At 74.9% G+C, this 23251-nt stretch carries 24 protein-coding genes; 7 read left to right on the plus strand and 17 right to left on the minus strand.

What is annotated here, in order from left to right:
- Positions 1 to 88: 88 nt before the first annotated feature.
- Together ACFVVA_RS04740 and ACFVVA_RS04745 are read right to left on the minus strand one after the other, a co-directional pair.
- Positions 89 to 1429: a TerD family protein gene (locus tag ACFVVA_RS04740; protein ID WP_387685900.1), complete on the minus strand. Its 1341-nt coding sequence runs from the start codon at positions 1427 to 1429 to the stop codon at positions 89 to 91.
- Positions 1430 to 1598: 169 nt separating this feature from the next.
- Positions 1599 to 2951: a hypothetical protein gene (locus ACFVVA_RS04745; RefSeq protein WP_387685703.1), complete on the minus strand. Its 1353-nt coding sequence runs from the start codon at positions 2949 to 2951 to the stop codon at positions 1599 to 1601.
- Positions 2952 to 3280: 329 nt separating this feature from the next.
- Here ACFVVA_RS04745 and ACFVVA_RS04750 point away from each other — a divergent pair, with 329 nt between their 5' ends.
- Positions 3281 to 3781 (plus strand): SsgA family sporulation/cell division regulator, encoded by a 501-nt coding sequence (locus tag ACFVVA_RS04750; protein WP_359905384.1) that lies wholly within the window; start codon positions 3281 to 3283, stop codon positions 3779 to 3781.
- A 58-nt stretch (positions 3782 to 3839) separates the two neighbouring features.
- On the opposite strand, the gene ACFVVA_RS04755 is transcribed toward ACFVVA_RS04750, so the two are convergent.
- From ACFVVA_RS04755 to ACFVVA_RS04765, 3 genes are all read right to left on the minus strand, one after another.
- Positions 3840 to 5276, minus strand: coding sequence for a GAF domain-containing protein (locus ACFVVA_RS04755; RefSeq protein WP_387685705.1), 1437 nt, complete (start codon positions 5274 to 5276; stop codon positions 3840 to 3842).
- A 194-nt stretch (positions 5277 to 5470) separates the two neighbouring features.
- A complete protein-coding gene (locus ACFVVA_RS04760) occupies positions 5471 to 6682 on the minus strand; it encodes a M48 family metalloprotease (protein ID WP_387685707.1) in 1212 nt (403 codons plus the stop codon).
- Positions 6679 to 7143: a BlaI/MecI/CopY family transcriptional regulator gene (locus ACFVVA_RS04765; RefSeq protein WP_387685709.1), complete on the minus strand. Its 465-nt coding sequence runs from the start codon at positions 7141 to 7143 to the stop codon at positions 6679 to 6681. The genes ACFVVA_RS04760 and ACFVVA_RS04765 overlap by 4 nt, the downstream gene beginning before the upstream one ends.
- Positions 7144 to 7258: 115 nt before the next feature.
- On the opposite strand from ACFVVA_RS04765, the gene ACFVVA_RS04770 reads away from it, so the two are divergent.
- From ACFVVA_RS04770 to ACFVVA_RS04790, 5 genes are all read left to right on the plus strand, one after another.
- The gene (locus ACFVVA_RS04770) at positions 7259 to 7927 is read left to right on the plus strand and encodes a DedA family protein (protein ID WP_359905395.1); all 669 of its coding nucleotides are present in this window, start codon (positions 7259 to 7261) and stop codon (positions 7925 to 7927) included.
- Positions 7924 to 8586: a phosphatase PAP2 family protein gene (locus tag ACFVVA_RS04775; RefSeq protein ID WP_387685711.1), complete on the plus strand. Its 663-nt coding sequence runs from the start codon at positions 7924 to 7926 to the stop codon at positions 8584 to 8586. Before ACFVVA_RS04770 ends, ACFVVA_RS04775 begins: the two co-directional genes overlap by 4 nt.
- 200 nt (positions 8587 to 8786) lie before the next feature.
- On the plus strand, positions 8787 to 9302 hold the full coding sequence (locus tag ACFVVA_RS04780; RefSeq protein ID WP_387685713.1) for a pyridoxamine 5'-phosphate oxidase family protein: 516 nt from the start codon (positions 8787 to 8789) through the stop codon (positions 9300 to 9302).
- Positions 9303 to 9462: 160 nt separating this feature from the next.
- Positions 9463 to 10584, plus strand: coding sequence for a TIGR03364 family FAD-dependent oxidoreductase (locus tag ACFVVA_RS04785; RefSeq protein WP_387685715.1), 1122 nt, complete (start codon positions 9463 to 9465; stop codon positions 10582 to 10584).
- A gap of 11 nt (positions 10585 to 10595) precedes the next feature.
- Positions 10596 to 11270, plus strand: coding sequence for a phosphonatase-like hydrolase (locus ACFVVA_RS04790; protein WP_387685717.1), 675 nt, complete (start codon positions 10596 to 10598; stop codon positions 11268 to 11270).
- Positions 11271 to 11316: 46 nt separating this feature from the next.
- Here ACFVVA_RS04790 and ACFVVA_RS04795 read toward each other — a convergent pair whose 3' ends face one another.
- The 11 genes from ACFVVA_RS04795 to ACFVVA_RS04845 form a co-directional block, all read right to left on the minus strand.
- Positions 11317 to 11979 carry a hypothetical protein gene (locus ACFVVA_RS04795; RefSeq protein ID WP_387685719.1) on the minus strand — a complete coding sequence of 221 codons (663 nt, stop codon included), beginning with the start codon at positions 11977 to 11979 and terminating at the stop codon, positions 11317 to 11319.
- On the minus strand, positions 11976 to 12662 hold the full coding sequence (locus ACFVVA_RS04800; RefSeq protein ID WP_387685721.1) for a hypothetical protein: 687 nt from the start codon (positions 12660 to 12662) through the stop codon (positions 11976 to 11978). The genes ACFVVA_RS04795 and ACFVVA_RS04800 overlap by 4 nt, the downstream gene beginning before the upstream one ends.
- On the minus strand, positions 12652 to 13980 hold the full coding sequence (locus ACFVVA_RS04805; protein WP_387685723.1) for a WXG100 family type VII secretion target: 1329 nt from the start codon (positions 13978 to 13980) through the stop codon (positions 12652 to 12654). The genes ACFVVA_RS04800 and ACFVVA_RS04805 overlap by 11 nt, the downstream gene beginning before the upstream one ends.
- Complete coding sequence (locus ACFVVA_RS04810) at positions 13977 to 14273, minus strand: hypothetical protein (RefSeq protein ID WP_387685725.1); 297 nt, start codon at positions 14271 to 14273, stop codon at positions 13977 to 13979. Before ACFVVA_RS04810 ends, ACFVVA_RS04805 begins: the two co-directional genes overlap by 4 nt.
- 170 nt (positions 14274 to 14443) lie before the next feature.
- Positions 14444 to 14935: a hypothetical protein gene (locus ACFVVA_RS04815; RefSeq protein ID WP_387685726.1), complete on the minus strand. Its 492-nt coding sequence runs from the start codon at positions 14933 to 14935 to the stop codon at positions 14444 to 14446.
- Between the two features lie 111 nt (positions 14936 to 15046).
- Positions 15047 to 15370 carry a DMT family transporter gene (locus ACFVVA_RS04820; protein ID WP_387685728.1) on the minus strand — a complete coding sequence of 108 codons (324 nt, stop codon included), beginning with the start codon at positions 15368 to 15370 and terminating at the stop codon, positions 15047 to 15049.
- Position 15371: 1 nt separating this feature from the next.
- The gene (locus tag ACFVVA_RS04825) at positions 15372 to 16097 is read right to left on the minus strand and encodes an HAD family hydrolase (protein ID WP_387685731.1); all 726 of its coding nucleotides are present in this window, start codon (positions 16095 to 16097) and stop codon (positions 15372 to 15374) included.
- Between the two features lie 60 nt (positions 16098 to 16157).
- Entirely contained in the window at positions 16158 to 17243 is a 1086-nt protein-coding gene (locus ACFVVA_RS04830) for an ABC transporter ATP-binding protein (protein ID WP_387685733.1), read from the minus strand.
- A 21-nt stretch (positions 17244 to 17264) separates the two neighbouring features.
- Complete coding sequence (locus tag ACFVVA_RS04835; protein WP_387685735.1) at positions 17265 to 18110, minus strand: ABC transporter permease; 846 nt, start codon at positions 18108 to 18110, stop codon at positions 17265 to 17267.
- On the minus strand, positions 18098 to 19078 hold the full coding sequence (locus ACFVVA_RS04840) for an ABC transporter permease (RefSeq protein WP_387685737.1): 981 nt from the start codon (positions 19076 to 19078) through the stop codon (positions 18098 to 18100). Before ACFVVA_RS04840 ends, ACFVVA_RS04835 begins: the two co-directional genes overlap by 13 nt.
- Before the next feature lie 43 nt (positions 19079 to 19121).
- Positions 19122 to 20291: an ABC transporter substrate-binding protein gene (locus ACFVVA_RS04845; RefSeq protein WP_387685739.1), complete on the minus strand. Its 1170-nt coding sequence runs from the start codon at positions 20289 to 20291 to the stop codon at positions 19122 to 19124.
- A 341-nt stretch (positions 20292 to 20632) separates the two neighbouring features.
- Between ACFVVA_RS04845 and ACFVVA_RS04850 the strand changes: the two genes are divergently transcribed.
- Positions 20633 to 21463 carry a GntR family transcriptional regulator gene (locus ACFVVA_RS04850; protein WP_387685741.1) on the plus strand — a complete coding sequence of 277 codons (831 nt, stop codon included), beginning with the start codon at positions 20633 to 20635 and terminating at the stop codon, positions 21461 to 21463.
- A 112-nt stretch (positions 21464 to 21575) separates the two neighbouring features.
- On the opposite strand, the gene ACFVVA_RS04855 is transcribed toward ACFVVA_RS04850, so the two are convergent.
- Positions 21576 to 23174 carry a TauD/TfdA family dioxygenase gene (locus ACFVVA_RS04855; RefSeq protein WP_387685743.1) on the minus strand — a complete coding sequence of 533 codons (1599 nt, stop codon included), beginning with the start codon at positions 23172 to 23174 and terminating at the stop codon, positions 21576 to 21578.
- Between the last annotated feature and the right edge of the window lie 77 nt (positions 23175 to 23251).

Genomic DNA, 23251 nt, shown 5'->3' on the forward strand with positions numbered 1-23251 from the left:
TCAAGGGGGTGAATTCACGGGCGCGGACGTGACGTCGGGAGGTCGTCGCGTGGTGTCGTGGCCTCGCGGGACCGGCGGCGGTGTGCGGCTACAGCGCCGCGGCGGCGGGCTCGATCATCGCCCGCGCGGTCTTGCCGTCGACGTACTCGCCGAGTGCCGTCATCTCCCACTCGCCGCCCGGACGGCGGACCAGCTTGCACATCATCACACCGGTGTGGGGCTCGGAGTTGGTGAGGTCGAAGCGGACCAGCTCCTCCTCCGTCCGGGCGTCCAGCAGACGGCAGTAGGCGTCGCGCACGTCGGTGAACTTCTGGCCGGAGAAGGAGTTCACGACGAAGACCAGCCCGTGGACCTCCGCCGGCAGGCCCTCCAGGTGGACGGTGATCGCCTCGTCGTCGCCGCCCTCGCCGCCGACCAGGTTGTCGCCGGAGTGGGAGATCGCGCCGTTGAAGATGCTCAGCTTCATGAACCAGGCCGTCTCCAGCCGCTTGTGCCGGGCGTCGAAGGCGAGGCAGGAGGCGTCCAGGTCGATGTCACGGCCGCGGCCGGCGGACTTCCAGCCGAGGGCCATCCGGACGGAGGAGAGGAACGGGCGGCCGTTCTTGACCAGGGAGACCGAGCTGCCCTTGACCAGGTTGACCCGGCCCTTGTCCAGGGTGATCTTGGCGGGGGCGGCCGGGGCCGCGGGCGCGGCGGGGGCCGGGGGAGCCGCGGGCGGGGCCGGGACGGCGGTCTGGCCGGTGGCGAGGGCGATCCGCGGGTCGACCGGGGTGCCGACCGGGGTGGCGGCCGGGGGCCCGGCCGGTGCGGGCGGGGCGGCCGGCGGAGCCGGGAGCTGGACGGTGCGGTCCACCGGGGCCGGCGGCGCGACCGGCGCGACCGGCGCTGCGGGGGCCTGGGCCGCCGGGACCGGGGCCGAGGAGGCGGCGGCCGGGGAGTCCTCGACACTGACGCCGAAGTCGGTGGCGATGCCCGCGAGGCCGTCGGCGTAGCCCTGTCCGACGGCGCGCACCTTCCAGGCACCGCCCCGCAGGTAGACCTCGACCACGATGAGCGCGGTCTCCAGGCCCAGCCGGGGCGGGGTGAAGGTGACCAGCACCTCGCCGGTGTCGGCGTCGCGGACGGTGGCGGTGGGCTCCATCCCGGCGAAGGTGGAGACCTGGTCGGCGGGGCTCGCGGTGACCACGATCTTGGTGATGCCGGCCGGGACGGCCCGGGTGTCGACGGTGATCGCGTCGGGGGTGCCGGCGGTGGCCGGGCGGTGGCTGACGCCGGGGCCGTTCGGGGCGTTGAAGAAGACGAAGTCGTCGTCCGAGCGGACCTTTCCGGCATCGGTCAGCAGCAGGCCGGAGACGTCCAGCGCCTTGGGCGCGGTGACCTCGACGCTCACTCGCGCGGCGGTCAGCGGTGCGTTGCCGCCTTGGGTCAGGACGGTGGACACGGACTCCTCCTCGGGTGCGGAACGGCGGCCCGGCCGGGGCCGTCGGGGCGCCGGGCCGGGGTGCTGCCCACAGTAACGAACGAGGTTCGGGGATGTGCCCGTCCGGAACGGCCGACCGTGGATCGTCGAACGACCGTTACACCCGGCCGTCGGCAGGTCAGCGCGCCGCGGTGGCAGGGGCGGTGGGCGGTGCGGAGCCGGGGGAGGGGGCCGGTGCGGGGGCCGTTGCCAGGGCCGGGCCGTCGGCCGGTCCGGGGAGCGGCGAGGCGGCCCGGGCGCGGGGCGCGCACGGCTCGGCGGGCAGTGGCTGCGCCGGGCCGAAGCCCCCGAGCGCGGCGACCGCGCGGGGGTGGTCGAGGGCGAAGGCGGAGACGCTCCAGCTCTCCGCCGGGGCCGCCTTGCGCGCCGCGGCGGACGGCTCCGCGGCCGGACGGGCACCGCGGACGCCGAAGGTGTAGTGGCCGGGCCGGACGTCGGTGCCGGGCGGGGTGGTGAAGCGGTAGACGAGGGTGCCGCGCTCCTGCTGGGCGGTGACCACGGCGCCCGGCAGGTCGGTCCAGGCGGCGCCGGCGCCGGGTGCCGACTCGCCCGGGGCGAGCCGGAACTCGGCCTGGAACGCTGTGACCGGCTCGGCCACCGAGAGGGTGAGCCGGTGGCGCAGGCCGTCCCGGCCGAGCGGGGAGAGCAGGGCGGTACCGGACAGCGCGTGGTCGGTGTCCGGGGCGCTTCCGGGGTCGGCCGGGCCGGCGTCCTCGACGGGGCCGGTGGGCCCGGTGGGCCCGGTGGGCGCGGTGGGCGCGTCCTTCCCCGGGGCGCCCGCGGCGCCGACGTCCGGGAGGGACGCGGCCGGCGGCGGCGCCGGGTGGCCGGGCACGGTCGGCCGCAGCCCGGGGATGTTCGGTCCCTGGCCGGGGGCGGAGGGGTCGTAGCCGGGCTGCTGGGCGTTCCAGGGCGGGGCCGGGACGGAAGGGGAGGGCGAGGGGCCGGCCGGGGCGTCGGTGCCGGTGCCGGTGCCGGTGCCGGTGAGCTGGGTGCCGTGGGCCGGCGCGTCCTGCCCGGCCGAGGCCTGGCCGCCGGTCTGGGGCGTGCCCGGGCCCGCCGTGCGGGACGCGGGCGGGGTGGCGGCGACCGGCGCGGGTCCCGACGGGCGTGCCGAGAGGTGCGAGGAGGGGGCCGTCGAGGGGTGGCCCCCGGCGGCGGGGGCGGACGACAGGCCGTCGGTCGGGGTCTGCTCCGAGGCCGCCTCGGCCTGGTCGGTGGCGCCCGGCGTGGGCGGCGGGGTGGAGCCGACCCGGGCGACGCCGGCCCGGCGGCCGATCCCCTGCTGCTCGTTGAGCAGCAGGGTGGTGGCGATGCTGATGCCGACCACGGTGGACATCGCCATCGCGGCACCGGACAGGCGCAGGGTGGGCAGCCGGAACAGGCCGCCGAACGGGCGCGGCCGCCCGTGCCGACCCTGCCGTGCGGGCTCGTGGTGCACGTCCCGCGCGGTGTCCTCGCGCACAGCCACCGGACCCCTCCCTCCCCGAAGCCGCCGTCGCGTCGCCGTATTCTCCCACGCGTCGCCGCCGGGTCCGGCTCCGGCCGTCGAGGGCCGGTTCCGCGCGGGCCCGCCCGGGGAGAGGGCAGAGCGTACCAGTGGGTGATCACCTCCCGGTCGGCCCCCGTCCATTTCGTGGACGCCCTTTCGACACACGGAAGTTGACGATCCGTCTGACAAGGGCGGGCAAGGAGCGGCCGCCCCGGACGGGCGTTATTGCAACCCCCTTGCAACCCTTGCCCGGTGCGCCGGGCGTGACGCAGGCTGAGGTCATCCCACGCCGTCCCGGAGAGACCGTCATGCCGCCCGACCCGCTGTCCGCAGCCTCAAGTGCACCCCTCGCCGCCACCCCCACGGGCGGCGATGGGGACGGCTCCACCGCCGCTCCGGCGGCGGTGGAGGAGGTGCTGATCCTGCGGATCTCGCTGGGAGAGGAGGTGGTCGGCGAGGTGCGCACCCGGTTCCGGTTCGTCGCCGCGCGCCCGTACGAGGTCCTGCTGACCTTCCACCTGGGGCGGCCGGACGAGGCCGACTGGGTGTTCTCACGCGAACTGCTGCGCGACGGGCTGCGCGCGCTGAGCGGCCAGGGCGACGTCAAACTGTGGCCGGCGTACTGCCCGTGTCACGGCGCGACGCTGCACCTGGCGCTCGAATCCCCGCACGGCAGCGCACTGCTGGAGGCCTCCAAGCCCCGGGTGCAGGCCTGGCTGGACCGCACCTACGCGCTGGTCTCCGAGCACCAGGAGCGCCGCTGCGGTCCCACCGACGCCGAGCTGGCCGCGCTGCTCGCGAACGGCTGACGACGGGGCGCCGGATCCGCTCCGCGCGGCCGGGGGCGGAGCGTCCGGGGGCGGAGCGTCAGCGACGCTCCGTCGGTGCGGCGACGCGCGGCGGCGGCAGGGGCGGCGCACCGGGCAGCCGGGCCGTCCCCGCGGCCAGCGCGGCCCGCAGGCGCCGCACGGCCGGGGCCGAGGAGGAGGGCAGCAGGTCGTACGGGTCGTCCGGCCCGTCCACGGTGACCAGCACCGACTCGGCGATCCGGTACGGCCGGTGGGCCAGCAGCCCGCCCAGGTAGCGGCGCAGCCGGGAGAGCTCCGCGCGCACCGTCACCGTCCGGCCCGGGTCGCCGAACAGCGCGTCGGCGAGCTGGGCGGCCGTGCTGCCCTCGCGTCCGGTGGCGAGCAGCAGCAGCAGTTCGGCGTGGCGCGGGCTGAGCGGGTGCGACCAGCTGTCGGCCGCGCCCCGGACGGACAGCCCGGGGCGGTCCGGGCGGCGCAGGTCCAGCCGGAGGCGGGCGCCCTCGGCCTGTTCGGCGGTCACCGTGCCCGAGCCGTTCTCCCCGGGCGGCCGGACCGGGCGCACCAGCCAGCCGTCGGCGAGCGGCTCCAGCGCGCACTCGCCGAGGCCCGGCACCCAGTGCACGGCGGCCGGGGTCCAGCCCTCGCTGGGCACCCGCAGCCGGCTGGGCGGCGGCAGCCCGGCCGCGGCGGCGGTCCAGCCGGCCGCGTCCACCACCAGCGCCGGGCCGCCGACCCGGGCGAGCAGCGGGGCGGCCAGGGTGCGCAGCTGGTGCAGCGCCTCCAGCCGGTGGGCGCGCAGCTCGGTCTCGGCCAGCCGGGCGGCGGTCGCGGTGAGCTGGAGCAGGTACGGGCGGATGCTGTGCGCCGGGCCGCTCAGGTTGATGGCGCCGACCAGCTGCCCGGTGCCGGGGTCGCGCACCGGTGCGGCCACGCAGGTCCAGGAGTGGTGGCTGCGCAGGTAGTGCTCGGCGGAGTGGACGTGCATCGGGCGCCGGGCGCGCAGCGCGACCGCGATGCCGTTGGTGCCGACGCTCTCCTCGATCCAGCGGGCGCCGGTGATGAAGCCGATCCGGTCGGCGCTGCGGCGCAGGCCGCGTTCGCCCTCCTGCCAGAGCACGTGGCCCTCGGCGTCGGCGACGGCCAGCAGCAGCGGGGCGGTGCCGCCGGTCTCCACCAGGGTCTCGCGCAGCACCGGCAGGACGGTGTCGAGCCCGCTGGTGCGGCGCCGCTGTTCGATTTCGCCGGGGCCCAGCAGGACGGCGGCGGCGCCGGTGTCGGGGTCGAGGCCGAGGCGGCGCAGCCGGGCCCAGGAGTCGCCGATCTCGGGCCGGGGTTCGAGCAGGCCGGGGCCGCCGGTCTCCTCGGCGCGGGCGGGGGTGGACAGTTCCCGGGCGGCGGCGTCGGCGAGGGTGCGGTCGTGGACCTTGGCCAGCTCCGTCGCGGACGGCGGGGTGCGGCGCTCTGGTCGTCGGGACTGCCGTCCGGTCTGCCGCACTCGCTTCGCTCCTCGCCGCCGTTCGAGGACGCGTCGGGGCCGACGCGCTGACGAAAGCGTACGGGTGCGGTGGGCCGCTGGGGACGGGGTCGGGCAAGTCGGCATACCGGGCGGTACGGAACGCGGGTCCGGCCCAGGGCCCGGCCGTGCCCGCCGGGGTGCGGGGCCCGACCCCCGGCGGGCACGGCCGGCGGTCAGCGCTGGGCGCCGGAGCCCTGCTGGGCCGCCTCCACGGTGTGGTGCAGGTCGGCGGTGGCCTCCAGGGCGGCGCCGGTGCTCAGCGCCAGGCAGGCGGCCAGGGCCACGGCGGCGGCCCGCAGCCAGGTGCCCGGGGCGGGGGCGGGACGGGGCCGGAGCAGCGCGGCGACCCGGCGCGGGACCGGGCCGGAGTGCGCGGTGGCGACCGTCCGGGGGCGGGCCGGCCAGGGGGAACGGCTCGCGGCCAGGGCCGCCCGGCCGACCGCGCGGGCGGTCACGGCGCGGTCGCCGACCCGGGCGGCCGCGACCTCGTCGGCCCAGCGCTCCAGGTGGTACCCGAGGGGTGCGCGCAGCGGGCGCAGCGCCGGATGGACATCGGCGGCGTGCTCGGCGAGGGCGAGGAAGAGGTGGTGGCGGGCGGTCAGGTGGGCCCGTTCGTGGGCGAGCAGGGCGGAGCGCTCGGGGCCGTCGAGGGCGCGCAGCATGCCGGAGGTGACCACGATCCGGCCGGGCTCGCCCGGTCGGCCGGGGCGGCCCAGGCGGCCGGGCAGGGCGAAGGCGTCGGCGCAGTCGTCGTCCAGCACGGTGAGCGGGTGGTCGGCGGGCCGGAACAGCGCGGCGGGCCGCAGCAGGGCGACCGGCCGCAGGCGGGCGGCGAGCCGGGTCAGCGCGGGCGGCCATGCCGAGGGGCGTGACCGGCGCACGGAGGCGCACGGGGGGCGCATGTCCGAATGCTGGGCAGGGGAGGGGGCGCGGCCCGGCCGGTGGGCGCCGGTCCGGTCCGTCCGGTCCGTCCGGTGGCGGTCGGTGCCGCCGGCGCCGTCGGTGGGTCGGTCGGGGTGGTCGTGGGCCGGGAGCGCGGCCCGGGCGGTGCGCAGCTCCCGCTGCCGCCGGTGGACGGTGCGCACCGCCAGTGCGCCGAGCGCGAGGAGCGCCAGGGCGGCGAGCGCGGCCGCGAACGGCGCGCCGGGCGAGGCCGCGGTGAGCCAGGGCAGCGAGAGGTGGCCGAGGGCGGCGACGGGCGGGAGCTGGAGCAGCCCGTCGGCGGCGAGCAGGCCGAGCGAGCAGAGCGTGCCGCCGGCCAGCACGGCGGTGGTCGCGGCCAGCATCCAGGCGGCGGCCCGCGGCGGCAGCGCCTCGGCGAGGCGGCGGGCCAGCGGGGCGGCCAGGAACGGCAGCAGCAGCGGGACCCAGACGGCGAGCATCATCGGCCGGCCGCTCCCGGGGTGCCCCGGCCCGGGGGGTACGGGCCCGCGGCGTCCGGGCCCCCGGCGCCGCCCCCGGTCGTCTCCGCGCCCGGGACGCCGTCGCCGAGCAGTTCGCGCAGCAGCTGCTCGTCCTCGGCGGAGAGGTCGGAGACGAAGCGGGCCAGCACGGTGGAGCGGTCGGACTCGCGGCCGAGTTCGGTGTGCATCCGGCGGGCGGCGAGCCCCGCGGTGTCCTGGACGGTCGGGGTGTAGGCGTAGGCCCGGCCGGCCCGGGTGCGCACGACCGTGCCCTTGTCGAACAGCCGGCCGAGGATCGTCGCGATGGTGGTGCGGGCGAGGTCCCCGCCGAGCGCGGCCTGGACGTCCTGCGGCGTCAGCGGCTGCCGGGCGGACCAGAGGGCGGCCAGCACCTCGGCCTCCAGCTCCCCGGCGGGCCGGCGGGCGGACGGTACGTCGGGCATGGCGGCGCTTCCTCCAAGTTTCGTCTACAGTCATGTAGACCGTCTACGCAACTGTAGACGGTCCGGGCGGGTTCCGATGCGAACCGCCCCCCAACGTACGGGAGGTCCGTCGGCCTTGCTCCAGTTCCTCGCCGATCCGGCCGTTCACCTCGCGGTGAACCCGCTGGACGCGTCCTCACTGCTCGCCGCCTTCGGCGCGCTCGGCATCGCCGTGGTGCTGTTCGCCGAGACCGGCCTGCTGGTCGGCTTCTTCCTGCCCGGTGACTCGCTGCTGTTCACCGCCGGACTGCTCTGCGTCCCCGGCGCCACCAAGGGCCCGCAGCTGCACCTGTGGCAGGTGCTGCCCGCCGCCCTGGTCGGCGCGCTCGTCGGAGCCCAGGTCGGCTACCTGATCGGCCGCCGCGGCGGCCGGGCGCTGCTGGCCCGGACCCGGCGCAAGAGCCTGCTGGAGGGCGTGGCGCGGGCCGAGGAACTGCTGACCAAGTACGGGCACGGCAAGGCGATCGTGCTCGCCCGGTTCATCCCGGTGGTCCGTACGGTGCTGAATCCGCTCTGCGGCGTACTCGACGTGCCGGTCCGCTCGTTCACCCTCTGGCAGGTGCTCGGAGGCGTGGTCTGGACGGTCGGCGTGGTGCTCGCCGGATACGGGCTCGGCTCGTCCGTCCCCAGCATCGACCGATATCTGCTGCCCATCATCGGTCTGGTAGTAGTTGTCTCCGTGCTCCCCATTGTTCTCGAACTGTTCCGCGCCCGTAAGGCGCGACGTCACGGAGGTGACATGTGACGCCATCCCGGGCGCTCGCCGTGTACGACGGCAGCGGAATCGACGGCGGCCTGTACAGCCGGGTCAACGGCTGGGCGCAGTCGGCCCCGCACTGGCTGGACGAGCTGATCAAGGTCTGGTCGGCGCTCGGCCTCGGACTGTTCGCGGTCTTCATGCTCCTCGCGTGGTGGCGGGCGCGCGGCGCGGACTCGGCCGTGATGGCCAGGGTGCTCGCCTCGCCGGTGATCGTGGTCGTCGCGTACGGCGTCAACTCGGTGTTCAAGGGCGCGGTCGAGGAGCTCCGGCCGTGCGCCCAGATCCCCGGCAGCGTCGCGCTGGAGACCTGCCCGGGCACCGGGGACTGGTCCTTCCCGAGCAACCACTCGGTGATCGCCTTCGCCGCCGCGGCCGCGCTCTGGTTCGTCGACCGGCGGCTCGGCTGGGTGGCCGGCCTGTTCGCGGCGCTGATGGCCGCCTCCCGGGTCTGGGTCGGCGTGCACTACCCGCACGACGTGGCGGTGGGCGCACTGGTCGGGCTGCTGGTCGCGGTGGTGCTGGCGCCGCTCGCCGGGCGCTGCGGACCGCTGGTGGACCGGATGCGGGCGGGTGCGCTGCGGCCGCTGCTCGGGCCGGGCGCGCTGCCCCCGGTCGACCGCGGCTACGCGACGCAGGGGCGCTGACCCCGCCGCCGACGCCGCCGGGCACTCCGGACGCCGCTGCGCGCTCGGACGCCGTTTCTCGGGCCGCCCGCCCCTTGTCCGGTTTCGGACGACGGGTGGAGCATGTGAGCCGGGCGTGGGGCCTCCTCCGGGGGGCGCCCGCCCGGCTCAGTCGTGCTCGGGCGCGCCGGCGCCGGGCGTGCCAGCGGAGGGAGTGCCGAATGCCGTACCGACTCGACATCACGCAGGGGGACTGGCCGGGGGACCTGCTGCACAAGGGCGTCGAGGGGCTGCTGGCCGAGGCCATGGTGCTCACCCTCGCCACCGCGGGGCACGAGCACGGCCCGCACGCCAACCTGGCCTTCTTCGCGTACGACGACGACCTCGTCCTCTACTTCGTCAGCGAGCGCTCCACCCGGCACAGCCACCACCTGGCCGAGGAGGCCCGGGCCGCCGCCACCGTCTTCCTGCCGCCGCCGGCCTTCGGCGAGCAGCTGCGCGGCCTCCAGCTGACCGGCAGCGCGGGCGAGGCCTGGGGGCGGCAGGCCGAGGCGGCGCTGGCCGCCTACCAGGGGCGCTATCCGGCCTTCGCGCGGGACGAGGAGGCCCGGCGGCAGTTCCTGACCGGCGGCGGGGCGGCGGCGCTGTACCGGTTCCAGGTGGAGGAGCTGACGGCGGTGGACGAGCCGAACTTCGGCCGGCGCAACTACCTGCGGGCGCGGGTGGTGCGGTCGTAGCCGCCCCGGTCGTCCCGGCGGGCCCGGCGGCCGCGACCGCCGGGGCCGTGGGCGGCGCCACCGAATAGCCGTCGGGTTGTCTGTACAACTTCCCAGGTGGTTCATCTCCGGGACGGCAGCCCGACGCCCCTCGGACACCCGGGCGCATCAGCCTGGACGCATGAGAGTCATCGTCGTAGGAGCAGGCGTGCTCGGCAGCATGCACGCCTGGCAGGCCGTCGAGCGCGGCCACGAGGTCGTCCACCTGGAGCGCGAGACCGAGGCCCGCGGCGCCTCCGTGCGCAACTTCGGCCTGGTCTGGGTCAGCGGCCGGGCACAGGGCGAGGAACTGGACACCGCGCTGCGGGCCCGCGAACTGTGGGAGTCCATCGGCGCCCGCGTCCCGGACCTCGGCTTCCGGGCGAACGGGTCGCTCACCGCGATCCGCACCGAGGCCGAACTGGCCGTCGCCGAGCAGGCCCTGACCCTGCCGGACGCCGCCGCCCGCGGCTACCGGCTGCTCGACCCGGACGAGACCCGCGCCGTCAACCCGGCCCTGCGCGGCAAGCTGCTCGGCGCCCTGCGGTGCGAGCGCGACGCCGCCGTCGAGCCCCGCACCGCCCAGCGCGCGCTGCGCGGCCACCTGGAGTCCACCGGCCGGTACACCTTCCTGCCCGGGCGCGAGGTGCGCGAGGTGGTCGGCGAGAACGCCGTCCGCGACGACCACGGCGACGTCCACACCGGCGACCTGGTGATCCTCTGCACCGGCGCCTGGCTCGGCGGCCTGGTCCGCGAACTCGCCCCCGCCCTGCCGGTCCGCCGGGTCCGCCTCCAGATGATGCAGACCGACCCGCTCGGCGAGACCCTGACCACCTCCGTCGCCGACGGCGACAGCTTCCGCTACTACCCGGCCTTCGCCGGCACCGCCCTGGACCGGCTGCGCGAGACCCAGCCGCAGCCGCCGGTCGCCGCCGAGCACAGGATGCAGCTGCTGATGGTCCAGCGCCGCGACGGCGGCCTGACCATCGGCGACACCCACGAGTACGACCAGCCGTTCGGCTTCGACGTCGTCGAGGACCCGTACGACCACCTGGCCGGCGTGGTCGAGGAACTGCTCGGCCGCCCGATGCCGCGGATCCGCCGCCGCTGGGCCGGGGTGTACGCCCAGTGCGTCGACACCACCCGGGTCGTCCACCGCGAGCGCGTGCGCGACGGCGTCTGGCTGGTCACCGGCCCCGGTGGCCGCGGCATGACCTGTTCGCCCGCCATCGCCGAGACCACCGCCGAACTCGCCAACCTGTAAGGAACCTTGTTGTGACCACCGATATCCGCCTGGTCGTGCTCGACATGGCCGGCACCACCGTCGCCGACGACGGCCTGGTCGAGCAGGCCTTCACCGCGGCCGCCGCGTCGCTCGGCGTCGAGGCCGGCAGCCCGGAGTTCGACCCGATGCTGGCCCACGTCCGGGCCACCATGGGCGAGTCCAAGATCTCCGTCTTCCGGCACCTGTTCGGCGAGGAGGAGAAGGCCCAGCGGGCCAACGCCGCCTTCGAGACCGCCTACGACGACCTGGTCGACGCCGGCCACTGCGCCGCCCTGCCCGGCGCCGCCGAGGCCATCGCCGAACTGCGCGGCCGGGGCCGCAAGGTGGTCCTCACCACCGGCTTCTCCCGGACCACCCAGGACCGCATCCTGGACGCCCTGGGCTGGCGGTCCGTCGCCGACCTGACCCTCTGCCCCGCCGAGGCCGGCCGCGGACGCCCGTACCCCGACCTGGTGCTCACCGCGCTGCTGCGCACCGGCACCGACTCGGTCCACCAGGTCGCGGTCGCCGGCGACACCGGCTACGACATGCTGACCGGCACCCGGGCCGGCGCCCCGGTGGTCGCCGGCGTCCTCACCGGCGCCCACGACGAGGCCCGCCTGCGGGCCGACGGCGCGACCCACGTCCTCGGCTCGATCGCCGAACTGCCCGTCCTGCTGGGCTGATCCGGCACCCCGCCCCGGGCCCGGCCCGGGGCGGCGGCCGGCCGGTTCAGGCGCCCGCCCGGCTCGGACGGTCGACGGCTCGGACGGCCGACGGCCCGGGCCGGCGCACCGACCAGAGCACGGCGCCGTCGATCAGGACGTTGCAGCCGAGGAACAGCAGCAGGTAGGCGGGGGAGTCGACCTCGCCGGGGAGCTTGGGGGCGACCCGCCCGGCCGGGTCCATCCGGACGGTGACCACGTCTCCGCGCTCGAACAGCGCGTCGCGCTCCTCCAGCGGGCCGCCCGGGACCTCGTCGTTCAGCTCCGTGGCGGCCAGGGTGTACGCCCGCCCGGTGCCGTGGAGCGAGTCGGTGACCTTCTCGTCGACCACCACGGCCCGCACCGTCCGGCCCGAGCCCAGGATCAGGTTGGTCCAGGCGGTGGAACCCGCGAGGTACGCGACGAAGGCGACCGCGCAGATGCCCGCGCTCCAGCCGAACATCCTCTTCTGGAAGGCGGGGTTGGTGTCGGCGTCGCGGCGCAGGGCGAACGCGATCAGCATCACCAGGGGGTAGCCGAACCCGACGATGGTGGCGAGGAACGAGTTGACGTAGACGTCCAGCGCGACGACGGCGACGAGCATGGCGGTGGAGAGCGCGATGAGCGCCACCGCGCCCCCGAACCGGCGCGGGCCGCTTCGAGTCCCCTGGTCGGGCGGAGCGACCGTCATCCGAAGGCCTTCCGGACGTTGTCCCACTGGTCGGGCGGCACGGTGTCGCGGCTCTCGTCCCGGGGCGGGTGGAAGGAGATGCCCCGGTACGCGGCGGCGACCAGCGGCAGCCACTCGTCCCAGTGGTCGACGTCCTCGGTGGTGAAGACGGCGGCGACCACGTACGGGCTCCACGGGTGCGGGATCAGCAGTTCGAGCTGGCGGACCGTGCCGACGGCCGACTCCGGTACGCCGAAGACCGCGCCGGGCACCGGGACGGTCAGCTCGCGGGCGGCCAGGGCGGCGCGGCCGAGCGGCAGGTCCACCACGCCGACGTCGGCGTCCGGCCAGGCCTCGGCCAGCTCCGCGGCGACCCGCGCGGGGTAGCTGCCCGGCGCGCCGAGGTCCTGCGGGCGGAGGAAGACGGAGAGCACGCCGTGGATCGGACCGCCGTCCCCGGCCCGGACCAGGCAGCCGGACACGTGGACGGCGCCCTCCCGCAGCTGGGCCTGGAGCGCGGTCTCGGAGGCGATCACGGCGGCGAGCTTCTGCTCGGCCCCGGCGTCGGGGAAGAGCGCGTCCAACTGCTCCGCGGCCCGGGCCATCCGGTCGCCGGGGTCCTCGTCCAGGTCGACGGCGGTGAAGCCCGCGGGCAGGTCGAGCCAGAGCGGCGGGGCGGTGGCGCCCGGGGTCTCAGCGGCCATAGCCGGCCGCCCATCCGCCCATGCCGAGCAGGTTGCCGACGGTGGACACGCTGCCGATGATGACGTTGGCCTTGCCGCCGCCGGCCGCCATGCCCGCCGAGCCGATGACGTTGTTGCCACCGGTCGTGTAGTTGACCGCACCGGCGAGGTTGTCGCTCGGGTTGTCCTGGGTGAGCGCGTACGCGGTCGGGGCGTTGAGCCCGGCGGTGGTGGCGGCCTGGACGCCGTCGGAGACGTTCATCGCGGTGGCCTTGGAGACGCCGAGCTTGATGGCCGGCTTCTCGATCGCCGTGGTGAAGACCGGGTTGGCCGGGTCGATCCCCCGGGCGGCGGTCCGGACCTCGGTGGACCCGGCGGAGACCGCGCCGCGCACGCCCGCACCGGCGGCGCGGGCCTCCCGGACGGCGGTCACGCCCTTGGCCGCGACGCCCACGCCGGGGATCGCGCCGAGGACGTCGCCGCCCAGGGTCAGCCAGTTGCCGATGTTCTTCTGCGGCGGCCACAGCTGGCCCTTGGCGGCGTACTGGGTCGCGTGCGCGCCCGCGGCGGCGGCGCTCAGCAGGAGCGCCGGCAGCGCGAAGGCGGGGAAGAAGATCGCCGCGACGCCGCAGACGCCGGCCGCGACGGTCAGCAGGTCCGCGCCGTGGTTCTTGAACCAGTCGCCGACCTTGCTGAGCCAGCCGGGCTCCGGCGGGGCCTTGCTGTCGGCGGCCTTGCGGACGGCCTCGGCCGTCTTCTTCGCGTCCGACTGGTGGGTCCCGGCGAGCTCGTGGGCCTGCTTCTGGAGGCCGGCCAGCTCGTTGGAGGCGCTGGTGAGCAGGCCGGCGGCCGAGTCGAGGTGGCTCTTCGCCGTGTTGTAGCGCTGTTCGGCGGCGGCGAGGCTCGCGTCGTCGGAGTAGTGGCGGCCGGCCAGTTGGAGGTCGGGGGCGGCGGCCGCGGCGCTGTGCGCCCGGTCCGCTTCGTCCTGCTTCTTCTTGGCGGCGACCGCGGAGGCGGCCAACTCGGCCGCCTTGGGCTGGTGTTCGGTCAGCGCCTTGTACCAGACGTCGAGCGCGGTGTAGGCCGCGGTGATCGAGTCGGCGGCGTCCTGGAGGTAGCCGGGGAGCTTGTCGAACTGCTTGGCGAACTGCTTGGCGGCCTCGCCCGTCCACTCGCCCTGGTTGGAGGAGAGCTGGGAGAGTGTGGTGTGCACGCCGGTCAGGTGCTGGCCCACCCGGCGCAGGCCGGCGCTGAGCGCGGTGACGGCGGCGGAGTCGCCGGGGGTGGGGTTGAAGCCGAGGCCGGACCAGTCGGGCGCCGGTGGCGTCGGGGCGCTCACGACTGCCCCGCCGGGGTGAGGACCTTGACGATGCTCTGCTCGGTGCCGTCGTAGTTCTTCTGCACCTGCTCCAGGCCCTCGTCCAGGACCTTGACGCACTCGCGGACCTTCTTCAGGCCGAACTGCCACTTGTCCTTGAAGTGCCCGCAGGCCTCGTCCAGGAAGTCGAAGCCGGTGCCGGTGTGGCCGGCCGCTTCGAAGGCCTTGAGCCCCTGTTCGAGTTCGTCGCCGCAGCCTTTGAGGTCCTGGGCCAGCTTGGCGAGGAATTCTGAACTGACTTTGAAGTCGGACACTTTCGCCCCCCGATGCGTCGTTTGTCGGACCGGGCGAGCATAGCCCCGACCAGTGCGCCGATGATCGCCCGCGCAGGGGTCCGGGGGAGGATGTTTGCGGGACCTTTACGGGCCGTCGACGCCTTCTTGACGTCGGCGGCCCGGCCCGGGACGTACCCGCGGGGTCGGTCTCAGCGGCGCCAGAAGCCGCGCTTCTTCGGGGTGACGAGCCGTACCACGGCGGTGACGAACAGTTCGGCGACGGGCGAGGGCCCCGGGCCGTGGTTGAGGTGGCTCTCGGCGGTCCACTCGCCGAGGACGGTGCCGGGGCTGCCGTCGAAGGGGCTGAACGCGTGCTCCAGGGTCATGTAGCGCACCGACCTGGCGCCCTGGGGCTGGACGGCGGCGACGAAGTGGGCCTCGGTGGCGCCGACCGCGGTGGGCAGGGTGACCAGCAGCATGTGGTGGCCGTCGACCGACAGGTGCCGGCAGTCGAGGCCGTGGTGGGGCAGGCGGTCCTCGGGCGGCAGGGCGGCGCCGAGGTCGTCCCAGATCTGGGTGACGACGGGCAGCAGGCTGCCGCCGTCCGGGGTCGGGGTGGCCACGCGCGGGCCGAACTCCAGTACCTGGCGGGCGAGTTCGCGGTGGACGAAGCGGTAGTGATGGGGTCGGGGGTCCGTCATGGGGGACACCGTAGCGAAGGCTTCGGGGCGGGAGGTCGGCACGTCCGACGTCCCGCCCCGAAAGGGTGGTTGACCAGCGTATTCGGAAATTGACGAACCGTCAGAACGGTGTCAGGAGTGTCCGCCCTTGAGGTTGAGCACGACCACCCCGACGATCACCAGCGCTATGCCCACCAACTGGAGCCGCCCGAGCGACTCGCCGAAGGCGACCACGCCGATCCCGGCGACCGCCGCGGTGCCGGCCCCGGACCAGACCGCGTAGGCGACCGAGACCGGTATGTGCTTGAGTGCGCGGCCGAGCAGCACGAAGGAGAGCGCGTAGCCGATGCCGACGCCGAGGCTCGGCCAGAGCCGGGTGAACCCCTCGGTGAGCTTGAGGCAGCTGGTGGCGCAGACCTCGCTGACGATGGCGAGGGCGAGCAGGAGATAGGGCATGTCAGGGTCGAACCGCGCCGGGACCGGCGAGCTTCCCGAGCAGGGCGAGGTCGGCCTGCTCCAGGCTGGCGAGCAGGGTGATCCGCTCGCCCCGGGGCATCGGCACCGCGGTGGACGGCACGGCGAGCACGGCGCAGCCGGCCGCGGTGGCGGAGGCGACCCCGGTCGGGGTGTCCTCGACGGCGAGGCAGGCCGCCGGGTCCAGGCCGAGCCGCTCGGCGGCGGCGAGGTACGGGTCGGGCGCGGGCTTGGTGCGCTCGGTGTCCTCGGCGGCCAGGGTGATGGCGAACCAGTCCCGGCCGATGGCGGACAGCACCAGGTCCACCACCCGGCGCGGGGAGGCGGAGACCAGCGCGGTGGGCACCCGGGCGTCGCGCAGCGAGGCCAGCAGGGCGAGCGCGCCGGGGCGCGGAACGGTTTCGGCGGCGACCTTGCCGGCGAAGGAATCGCCGAGCCGGGCGGCTAGTTCGGCCTCGCCGAGCGTGGTGCCGCTGACCCTGTGCAGGTGGGCGGCGGTGTGCTCGATGGCCTGGCCGAGCACCTCGGGGGCGTCCTGGTCGGTGAGCGGGCGGTTCAGTTCCTCGGCGAGTTCGGCGGCGGCCTGCCACCACAGCTGCTCGGTGTCCACCAGGGTGCCGTCCATGTCGAAGAGGACGGCGGCGGGCAGCGCGGCGGGCGGGGCGGAGTTCCCGGGCAGGGCGGAGTCGGGCAGGGCGGAGTCAGGCATGGCGGTACCTTCGGTGGTTCTTCGGTGCTCCGGTGGACGGAGCAGGGAGGTACGAGGTTCTCAGGCGGTGCGGCGGTCCACCAGCACCGGGCGCTCCGGCAGGGTGAGCGCGGCCCGGGCGCCGGCCGGCAGGGCGGCGGCGGCCTCGGTGGGCAGGTCGGCCTTGACCTCGGTGCCGTCGTCCAGGCGGACGGTGAGCCGGGTGACGGCGCCCAGGAAGGAGGCGGTGACCACCAGCGCGGGGCCGTCCTCGGCCGGGGTCAGGGTGACGTTCTCCGGGCGGACCAGCACCTGGAGCTCGCCGTCGGCCGGGATCGCGCCGTCCACCGCGTGCCGGCGGCCGAGCACCTCGACGCCGTCCGAGGTGCGGGTGCACGGGATGCGGCTCATGGTGCCGACGAACTCGGCGACGAAGGCGGTGGCCGGCCGGCTGTACAGCTCGGACGGGACGGCGCACTGCTCCAGCCTGCCGGCCCGCAGCACCGCGACCCGGTCGGCCATCGACAGCGCCTCCTCCTGGTCGTGGGTGACGAACAGGGTGGTGATGCCCAGCTCCTGCTGGAGGCGGCGGATCTCGTCGCGCAGCTGGAGGCGGACCTTGGCGTCCAGCGCGGACAGCGGCTCGTCCAGCAGCAGGACGCGCGGCTGGAGGGCGAGCGCGCGGGCGAGCGCGATGCGCTGCTGCTGGCCGCCGGACATCTGGTGCGGGTAGTGGTCGGCGCGGTGCGGCAGGCCGACCAGCTCCAGCAGCTCCTGGGCCCGCTTGCGGCGCTCGGCCTTGCCGGTGCCGCGCATCCGCAGCCCGAAGGCGACGTTGTCCAGGGCGGTCAGGTGCGGGAAGAGGCTGTACGACTGGAACACCATGCCCGCGTCGCGCTTGTGCGCGGGGATCGCGGTGATGTCCCGGCCGTCGACCAGCACCTCGCCGGAGTCGTGCTGCTCGAAGCCGGCCAGGATGCGCAGCGCGGTGGTCTTGCCGCAGCCGGACGGGCCGAGCAGGGCGATCAGCTCGCCCGGGTGGACGGTCAGGTCCAGGCCGTCGAGGGCGGTGGTGGCGCCGAACGCGCGGCGCAGGGAGCGGAATTCGACGGTGGCGCTGCCGGGGGAGAGCGAGACGCCGTTGGCGATGGCGGTGGCCGTGGTCATGACTGGTGACTCCGGGGGGTTTCAGGAGGTGGCGGTCTTGGCGCGGCGCTCGCGCCCGGCGGTGGCCAGCAGGAGCAGCAGCAGCCAGGTGAGCAGCAGGCTCAGGATGGAGACCGCGACCGACATGTGGGCCTGGCTGTTGCCGACCGAGTAGATCCAGACCGGGAAGGGCTGGTAGCCGAGGATCGAGGCGGTGGTGAACTCGCCGAGGACCAGGGCCAGGGTGAGGAAGGAGGCGTTCAGCAGGGCCCCGCGCAGGTTGGGCAGGACCACGGTGAACACCGCGCGCGGCCAGCTCGCGCCGCAGTTGCGGGCGGCCTCGACCAGGGTGCGCACGTCCATCGAGCGCAGGCCGGCGTCCAGGGCGCGGTAGGCGAGCGGCAGGGCCATCAGCACGTAGGCGACGACCAGCACCAGCGGGAAGTCCGGGTCCTGGACGAACACGAAGGTCTGGAAGAACGGGGTGTCCATCAGGTAGTCCGGGCCCCAGCGCAGCACGCCGATGAGGCCGGCGGTCAGGGCGACCGGCGGGACGACCAGCGGAAGGGTGCAGAGCACGTCGATGACCGGGCGCAGCTTCGGCGAGCCGAGCCGGACGGCGATCAGCGCCGGGACGAGCAGGAGCAGCAGCACCACGACGGTGACCACGGCGAGGCCGAGGGTCAGCCAGAGGCTGTCCAGGAAGCCGGGGGCGGAGAGCAGTCCGGTGTAGGCGGAGAAGGAGATGCCCTTGGGCTCGTCGATCGAGAACCAGAAGGAGGCCGCGAGCGGGACGACGAAGTAGACGCCGGCGAGCAGCAGCACGGCACCGCGCCACCAGCGCACGTCGCGTCGGCCGGGGCGGGCGGGGGTGGTCAGCTGAGCCATCGGGCGCTCCGGCGCTGGAGGGGGAGGTACACGGCCATCACCAGGACGGCCACGACGATCATGTTGAGGCTGAGGGCGAGGGCGAGGTTGCCCTGGCCGACCAGCACGTTGCCGGAGAGCGCGTCCGCGATCGAGCGGCTGACCAGCGGGACGGTCGCGCCGACCATGGCGGCGGCCGTCGCGTAGGCGGCGAAGGCGCTGCCGAAGAGCAGCACGAAGCCGCCGAGCAGGGAGGGCAGCAGGATCGGCAGGGCGACGTGGAGCCAGTACTGGACGGTGGTGGCCCGGTTGTTCTGGGCCGCCTCGCGCCACTGGGTCCGCAGGCCGTCCAGGGCCGGGGTGATGGTGAGCACCATCAGCGGGATGAGGAAGTACAGGTAGACGACCGTCAGGCCGGTGAAGGAGTACAGCGACCAGCCGTGGTCGGTGAGGTGCAGCAGCCTGGTGATCTCACCGGCGTTGCCGAGGGTGGCGACGAACGCGAAGGCGAGCGGCAGGCCGCCGAAGTTGGCGAGCACGCCGGAGGCGGTGAGCACCGCCTGGCGCAGCCAGCCGCGCCGGGAGGTGACGACGGCCTGGGCGAGCGGTACGCCGAGCACGGTGGCGAGCAGCGCGGTCAGCGCGGAGAGCTTGAGGCTGCTCAGCATGGCCGTCCGGTAGCCGCCCTGGACGGAGGCCGTCAGGTTGTCGAAGGTGAACTGCCCGGCGCCGCTCTCCGCGTCGCTGGAGGCGGTGAACGCGCCGATCACGATGGCGACGCAGGGAAGTCCGAAGCCGATCAGGAAGAACAGCAGCAGCGGCACGGTGGCCAGCCAGGAGGCGCCGCCGAGGCGGGCGAGCGGCCGGCGCCGCGGGGCGGGGGCGGTGCTCGTGGGGGAGGTGGTCGTGGCGGTGGCGGACGCCCCCGCGCCGCCACCGGGGGAGGTGGCGGCGGGGGTGGTCGGCACCGGGGTGGGAGCCGTGGTCATGAGTGCCTTTTCTCAGCCCGAAGTGCGGTACGTGGCCGGGGTGTCAGCCCGCGACGGCCTTGGTCCAGTTCTCGGTGACGACCTTCTTGGCCGCGTTGATCTGGTCGATGGTCGGGAAGGTGGTGAACGGCTTCTCGACGGCCGGCAGCTTGGCGGCCGCGGTGGTGTCCAGGGTGCCGTCCTTCTTCAGGGCCTCGAAGGTGGACGGGGTGGCGTAGCCGCCGAGGAAGAGGTTCTGGCCCTCGGTGCTGAACAGGTACTCCTGCCACAGGCGGGCGGCCGCCGGGTGCGGGGCCCACTTGTTGACGGCCTGGTTGTAGAACTGGGCGTAGGAGCCGTCGGTCGGGATGGAGACCTTCCAGTCGACGCCCTTGTCCTTGAACTCGTCGGTGTAACCGGCGTTCAGGTAGGACCAGTCGATCGAGATCGGGGTCTCGCCCTTCTCGATGGTGGCCGGGGTCGACTCGACCGGGTTGAAGTTGCCGGACTGCTTCAGCTTGCCGAAGAAGTCGATGCCGGGCTGGACGTTGTCCAGCGAACCGCCGTTGGCGAGCGCGGCCGCGTAGACGCCGCCGAAGGCGGAGCCGGACTTGGTCGGGTTGCCGTTGAGGGCGACCTGGCCCTTGTACTCGGGCTTGAGCAGGTCGGCGAAGGTCTTCGGGCAGTTGGCGATCTTCTTGGCGTCGCAGCCGATGGAGACGTAGCCGCCGTAGTCGTTGACGGCGGCGCCGTTCGCGTCCTTCATGGTGTCCGGCACCTTGTCGAAGGTGGCGACCTTGTAGGGGGCGAGGATGCCGTCCTTGACCGCCTGGAGGGCGAAGGCGCTGCCCAGGTCGACCACGTCGGGGGCGCGGTCCTGGCCCTTGCGGGAGTTGACCGCGTTGATCTCGTCCTGGCTGGAGCCGTCCGGGTTCTCCTCCTCGACCTCGATGCCGTACTTGGCCTTGAAGCCGTCGATGATCTTGCCGTAGTTCGCCCAGTCCCGGGGCAGCGTGATGACGTGCAGCTTGCCCTCCTTCTTGGCCGCGGCGATCAGGCCGTCCATGCCGCCGAAGTCGGCGGCCGAGGTGGCCGTCTTGGCGTCCTTGGCGCCGTCCTTGGCGGCGTCGCCGGACTTGGCGCTCGAACCGGCGGAGCCGCAGGCAGTGAGGGAGAGCGCGGCGGCGGTCAGTACGGCCGCGAAGGCGGCGGCGCGGGCGCGGTGCACGGTCACGGGGAAGTCTCCTGTTAAGGGGGCGTACTGCGAGGGGCGTTCGCGGGGGGTTCCGCGGGCCTGCGTCTCGCGAAGGGCGGCGGACCGGCCGGGTGAGCGATCGATCGACGTCGTCCGAGTTGACTAGCCAACTTCGCTGACAGCAGTAAGTACGCCGGAGGCCGGTGACGGGAAGATGAACGGACGGCCCAGAACCGGGGTCGGCTGCGGGAACGGTGGAATCCGGCCATCGGAGCGTGAACCGTTCGGTGCGATGCTTCGAAGGCGCAGCGGGATAAGGTCGGGCAGTCCGCGCCGGCACGGCTGCGCAGGACACCGCCCCAGGAGGGACATTGACTGACGTGGCAACTGAGCCCCAGCGCCCCGGGGCCGAGGGGCGCCCGGCCGCCGGGGACCGCTCGGCCGCCGCGGAGCCCGCGGCCGAGCGCCCCGGCGCGCTGTACCGGAAGGTGGCCGCCGACCTGCGCGAGGCGATCACCACCGGCGCGTACGGCGAGGCCGGCCGGCTGCCCGCCGAGGGCGCGCTGGCCGAGCAGTACGGCGTCTCCCGCGGCACCGTCCGCCAGGCCCTCGCGGTGCTGCGCTCCGACGGACTGGTCACCTCCCGCCGCGGCACCCGCCGGGTGGTCCTCGGCGGCGCCCGGGTGCAGAGCTTCTCCGAACTCCTCAGCTTCACGCACTGGGCGTACTCGATGGGCGAGGAGCCCGGCGGCATCCTGGACTCGCTGGTGCGCCGCCCGGCCGACGCCGCCGAGCGCGAGCAACTGCGCCTGGAGCCGGGCGCCGAGGTGTACGTCATCGTCCGGCTGCGGACGCTGTCCGGCACGCCGGTGATGGTCGAGCGCACCGTGTACCCGCCGCGGGTCGGCGAGATCGTCGCCGAGCTGCCGCCGGACGTGGTCTCGCACACCGAAGTGCTGCGCGAGCACGGCATCCTGTTCACCGACGCCGACCACACCATCGACGTCGTCCCGGCCAACGCCGAGGACGCCCGGCTGCTCGGCTGCCGCCGGGGCGGTCCGCTGCTGCGCGAGCGGCGGCGCACGACCGACCCGACGGGCACGCCGGTGGAGTGGTCCCAGGACCGCTACCTGCCCGGGACGGTGGCGTTCAGCGTGCACAACTCCCTGGCCACCTCGGCGCTTTCGCGGCACGCGCGGGAGCTGGACTGAGCCCCTCGCGCGTGCCGCACGGGCGTCCTCACGGCGTCGGCGCCCTACGGCGTCAGCGCCCTCACAGCGTCAGCGCCCTCCTGCGGCGAGCGCCCTCACGGCGTGAGCGTCCTCACCGCATGAGGGCGGCGAGCAGCGGGCGGTAGTGCTCGAAACCGGGCGTCGGGGCGCCCGCCACCTTCGCCTGCTCGTCCCAGCGCCGCACCGCCACCGCGTCCCGCGCGCCCGGGAGTTCGGCGAAGGCGGCGGCCCGGCGCTCGTCCATCGGGCCGCCCTGGACGCCCAGCGTGTACTCGGAGGCCGCGGAGAGCCGCTCCCGGTACCCGGGCTCGACCGCGCACAGGTAGCGCTTGGCGGCCACGTGCAGCCGGACCGGCTCGGTGACCTCCGGGCCGAACCAGCGGGCCAGCCAGTCGGCCCCGGAGTCGCTGTGGCGATTGTCCTGACCCTCCATCAGATCCCGTCCGTGCGAGGATCCCTGGCCGTGTTCGTCGAAGAAGTGGCCGACGTCGTGCAGCAGCGCGGCGGCGACCAGGTGCGCCGGCGCCCCGGCGGCCTCGGCGGCAGCGGCGGCCTGGAGCATGTGCTCGGCCATGGTGACCTCCTCGCCCAGGTACTCCCCGGCGCCCTCGCCCGCGAACAGGGCGGCGATCGCGTCCAGCGCGGCGGCGCGGCGGCGCAGCACCGCGAGGGTGCTGTGCAGGGAGTCGAGGTCGGCGTAGCAGCCCTGGAGGTGGCGGTGGCCGTCCTGCCGGAAGGCCGTCCGGGCGTGCATCAGGCGGGTGTTGTCGAAGATCAGGCAGTCGCCGGGGCCGAGTCGGAAGGTGAGCCGGAGCCCGGGGCGCAGGGTGATCGCGGCGAAGCGGCGGTAGGCGGCGTAGAAGGCGTTCAGGCCGTCCGGGGCGCCGGCCCGGACGGTGCCGATCGAGCGGTTGTTGAACCTGACCTCGCGGATCCGGCCCAGCGGGTCCACGTCGATCAGCGGGCGGTCGGCGCGCAGTTCGGTGCCCCGGTCGCGGAAGACGAACGGGACGGGCGTACGGGTGAGGACCTCGAACGCGGCCGGCGCCTCCTCCCGGAGGAGCGCCGCGGCCTTGAACCCGTCCACCAGCCCGGAGTCGCCGCCGGTCGCCGAGTTCTCCAGGCAGTGCAGCAGCTGGAGGGTCGGCACCGGGTCCCGGTACGGGTTGTCGGTGTGCGGGGCGATGGCGACGCTGGTGAAGGCGAGGTTGTTCGGGTCCGGCTCGACCCGGACGTCGAACAGCTCCCCGTAGTTGGTGACCCGTACGTGGCCGAAGCTCTCCGCCACCCGCAGCACCTGCCGCTCGACGGCCGGCACCCCGCGCAGCACCGCGAAGCCGTCGTCCCGTACGGCGGCCAGCACCGCGGCCCGCTCGGCCGGGTCGGCCAGGTAGGCCTCCCACCGCGCCTGCGGGAGGCCGGACGCGAAGTCCGCCGCCGTCCAGAGCCGCTTGCCCCGCTCGGTGCGCCCGTCGCCCTCGTCGGCCCGGTCGAGCCACTCCAGCGGGTAGCGGGAGCGGTGGCCGTCCGACCAGCGCACCTCCAGGTGTCCGTCGGCCTCCGCGCTCCCGGCGACCGCCAGGTCCTCGGGCAGGTCGTCGATCTGGAACAGCTTCTGTCCGTTGCGCGGGTCCCGGCACTCGGCGCACGGGCAGTTGTCGCGCAGCCAGTACGGCGGCAGTTCGGTCATCGGTCTTCTCCTCGGCGGCACTACGGCTGTCGTATGGGCTGAAGTTGTATAGCCAACTTCAAGCTCTGTCCGGGAGC

The organism is Kitasatospora sp. NPDC058048 (assembly GCF_042885555.1).
Classification (GTDB): domain Bacteria; phylum Actinomycetota; class Actinomycetes; order Streptomycetales; family Streptomycetaceae; genus Kitasatospora; species Kitasatospora lactacystinica.